Origin of the sequence: Cellulomonas septica (assembly GCF_012396155.1) — a bacterium.
Classification (GTDB): Bacteria; Actinomycetota; Actinomycetes; order Actinomycetales; family Cellulomonadaceae; genus Cellulomonas; species Cellulomonas septica.
Window position 1 is genome coordinate 1 of record NZ_JAAXOY010000419.1, and the last position, 3,143, is coordinate 3,143.

The window sequence follows — 3,143 nt, forward strand, 5'->3', positions numbered from 1 at the left end:
CCGAAGCACCGGGCCTGGACGGCCTGAGCGTCCTGCGGACGGCACGCGCGGCCGGCCCTTCGTCCCAGCAGTCGCCCGCGCGTGGCGGAGCGCGGCGTCAGGCCGCGGCGCTCACCCGGACCACGTTGCGCCACGGGTCCTCGAACAGCAGCGTCGCGCCGTCGTCGACGGGACGCGTCCCGGCGAACGCGACGCGGTCCGCGAGCGCACCGAGGTCGTCGGCGGTGGGCACGACGATCCGCACCTCGCCGAGGCCGAGCGCGGACGCCCGCGGGCCCGCGCCGGCGCTGTTCCACGTGTTCATCGCGAGGTGGTGGTGGTACCCGCCCGCGGACACGAACAGCGCGCCGTGCCACTCGGCGGTGACGTCGAAGCCGAGCGCGTCGACGTAGAACGCGCGGGCGGACGGCACGTCGCCGACCTGCAGATGGACGTGCCCGACGACGGCGTCGCCCTCGGGCCGCTCGTCGAGGTCCTGCGCGAGGTTGTCGCGGACGAACCCGTTCGGGTCGAGGCGCAGCGAGTCCATGACGACGCGGCCGTCGGCGTCGTGCTGCCACTGGTCGCGGCTGCGGTCCCAGTAGAGCTCGACGCCGTTGCCCTCGGGGTCGGTGAGGTAGAAGGCGAGCGAGACGAGGTGGTCGGCGGAGCCGACGTAGGTCTCGGGGGCGCGCTGGGCGACGGACGCGAGCGTCGCGGCGAGGCCCGCGCGGTCGTCGAACAGGAGCGCGGTGTGGAAGAGGCCGGCCGAGCCGCGCTGCGCGGGCGGGAGGTCGGGCGTGTGCCGCAGGACGACGAGCGGCGTGGTGCCGCGACCCAGGGTCACGACGTCCGGGCGCGCGTCGCCGAACCGCTCGCCGGGGTCGGGCAGCACGTCGAGGCCGATCGCGTCGCGGTAGTACCGCAGCTGCCGGTCGAGGTCGCCGACGAGGAGCGTCACGGCGTCCATGCCGGTGCCGGCGGCGATGGAGTCGTGCGGGGCACGGGCGACGCTGCGGACGGCGGCACCCTGGCCGGGGGTGGGAGCGGTGGACATGCGGACCTCCTGGGTGGGCTCTCTCCTCCGTACAATAGTTGATGATTCAACTTTGTTCCCGGAGCGCACCGGCGGTCGACCCCGCCGAGGTCAGTCCGTCTCGCCCGGGAGGTGGTTGTGGCCCAGCCCGGTCAGGAACCGCGGCCCGGTCGCGAGCAGCTCCGCGCGCCACTCCCGGGCCCACTCCCCGAACGGCCGCCGCGCCAGGCCGTCGTTCGCGAAGCGCGCGTCGGTCGTGACCTCGGTCGTGCAGAAGTCCGGCACGACGAGGTCCGTGACCGGCCCGCCGCGCTCCACCTCCGCGACGACGAGCGGCGCGTTGCCGCCCGCGAACACGTCGATGACCCAGCCGTCCGCCCCGAGCCACGCCGAGTGCCGCAGCTTCGCGACGCGCGCCGGTGCGCGCCGGACGATCTCGACCGCGACCAGCGGGTCCAGCTCGCGCTCGGCCTCGTAGCGGGTGCCCTCGACCATCGGGCCCTTGACCGTGATCGCGCAGAAGTCGACCGCGTCGAGGTGCGCCTCGAGCACCGCGAGCTCGTCGGCGTGCGGGTCGATGCCCTCGATCCCCGAGGCCTGCGCGCGCACCCGCACCGCGAACCCGTCCTCCGCGAGCAGGTAGCTCTGCACGATGAGGGTCGGTGTCTCCTCGAGCAGCTCCGTGGGCAGCCGGTCGACGAAGAAGCGGCGCTCGAACTCGAAGTCGCCGTAGCCCGTGTCGCTCATCGGCCCGACCGCCCCGTGCGGGACCCCGTGGTGTGCATCCCCCGAGCGTAGCCAGCGGGAACACCGCGGCACGGGAGGCGGCGCGACGCCCCGACCGCGGCACCGCCCGGCGCGCCCGGCGGTGGACGTCGCGGTGGACGTCACAGGCACGTCCGGCCCGGTGTGTGAGACCCTGGTGACATCCCCGGGCAGCGCGACACCCGCGCGCCCCGCGTCGTGGAGACCCCCGGTCGAACCTGCGGCGGCTCCGACGACCCTCCCCGAGAGGCCCCCACCTGTGACCACCTTCGCCGATCTCGGCGTGCCCGCCGTCCTCGTCCGCACCCTCGCGGACGACGGCATCACCAGCCCCTTCCCCATCCAGACCGCCACGCTGCGCGACTCGCTCGCCGGCACCGACGTCCTCGGCCGCGGCCGCACCGGCTCCGGCAAGACGCTCGCGTTCGCGATCCCCGTCGTCGCGCGCACCGCGGCCGCCGGACGTCGCACCGCGCCGTCGCGCCCCCGTGCGCTCGTCCTCGCGCCGACCCGCGAGCTCGCGAGCCAGATCGACGCCACGATCGCCCCGCTCGCCGCGGCCGCCGGCCTGAGCACCACCGTCGTGTTCGGCGGTGTCGCCCAGTCCCGCCAGGTCACCGCACTCCAGCGCGGCGCCGACATCCTGGTCGCGTGCCCCGGCCGCCTCGAGGACCTGCTCCGGCAGGGCCTGGTGTCGCTCGACGACGTCGCGGTCACCGTCCTCGACGAGGCCGACCACATGGCCGACCTCGGCTTCCTGCCCGTCGTCAAGCGCCTGCTCGACCGCACGCCGCGCACCGGTCAGCGCCTGCTGTTCTCGGCCACGCTGGACAACGGCGTCGACGTGCTCGTCAAGCGCTACCTCACCACGCCCGTCGAGCACGCCGTCGACACCGCGCAGTCCCCCGTCGCCGCGATGACGCACCACCTGCTCGAGGTCGCCGACGCCGACAGCAAGAAGGCCGTCGTGCGCGCCCTCGCGTCCGGCACCGGCCGTCGCGTGCTGTTCACGCGCACCAAGCACCAGGCCAAGAAGCTCGCCAAGCAGCTCACCGCCGACGGCATCCCGTCGGTCGACCTGCACGGCAACCTCGGCCAGGGCGCGCGCGAGCGCAACCTCGAGGCGTTCTCGACCGGAGCGGTCCGCGTCCTCGTCGCGACCGACATCGCCGCGCGCGGGATCCACGTCGACGACGTCGGCCTCGTCGTGCACGTCGACCCGCCCGCCGAGCACAAGGCGTACCTGCACCGCTCCGGCCGCACCGCGCGCGCCGGCGCCGGCGGCGACGTCGTGACGCTCGTCCTCCCCGAGCAGCGCGCCGACGTCCGCGCGCTCACGCGGGCCGCCAAGATCACCGCGCAG

At 75.0% G+C, this 3,143-nt stretch carries 3 protein-coding genes; 1 reads left to right on the forward strand and 2 read right to left on the reverse strand.

Features of this window, described 5'->3' with window-relative positions:
• Nucleotides 1-97: 97 nt before the first annotated feature.
• Together HGA02_RS14250 and HGA02_RS14255 are read right to left on the reverse strand one after the other, a co-directional pair.
• Nucleotides 98-1,036: a VOC family protein gene (locus HGA02_RS14250; protein WP_168679621.1), complete on the reverse strand. Its 939-nt coding sequence runs from the start codon at nucleotides 1,034-1,036 to the stop codon at nucleotides 98-100.
• Between the two features lie 90 nt (nucleotides 1,037-1,126).
• Nucleotides 1,127-1,762: a CYTH domain-containing protein gene (locus HGA02_RS14255; protein ID WP_168679623.1), complete on the reverse strand. Its 636-nt coding sequence runs from the start codon at nucleotides 1,760-1,762 to the stop codon at nucleotides 1,127-1,129.
• A 277-nt stretch (nucleotides 1,763-2,039) separates the two neighbouring features.
• Here HGA02_RS14255 and HGA02_RS14260 point away from each other — a divergent pair.
• Nucleotides 2,040-3,143: DEAD/DEAH box helicase (locus HGA02_RS14260; protein WP_168679625.1), on the forward strand; the 1,104-nt coding region annotated here is incomplete at its 3' end.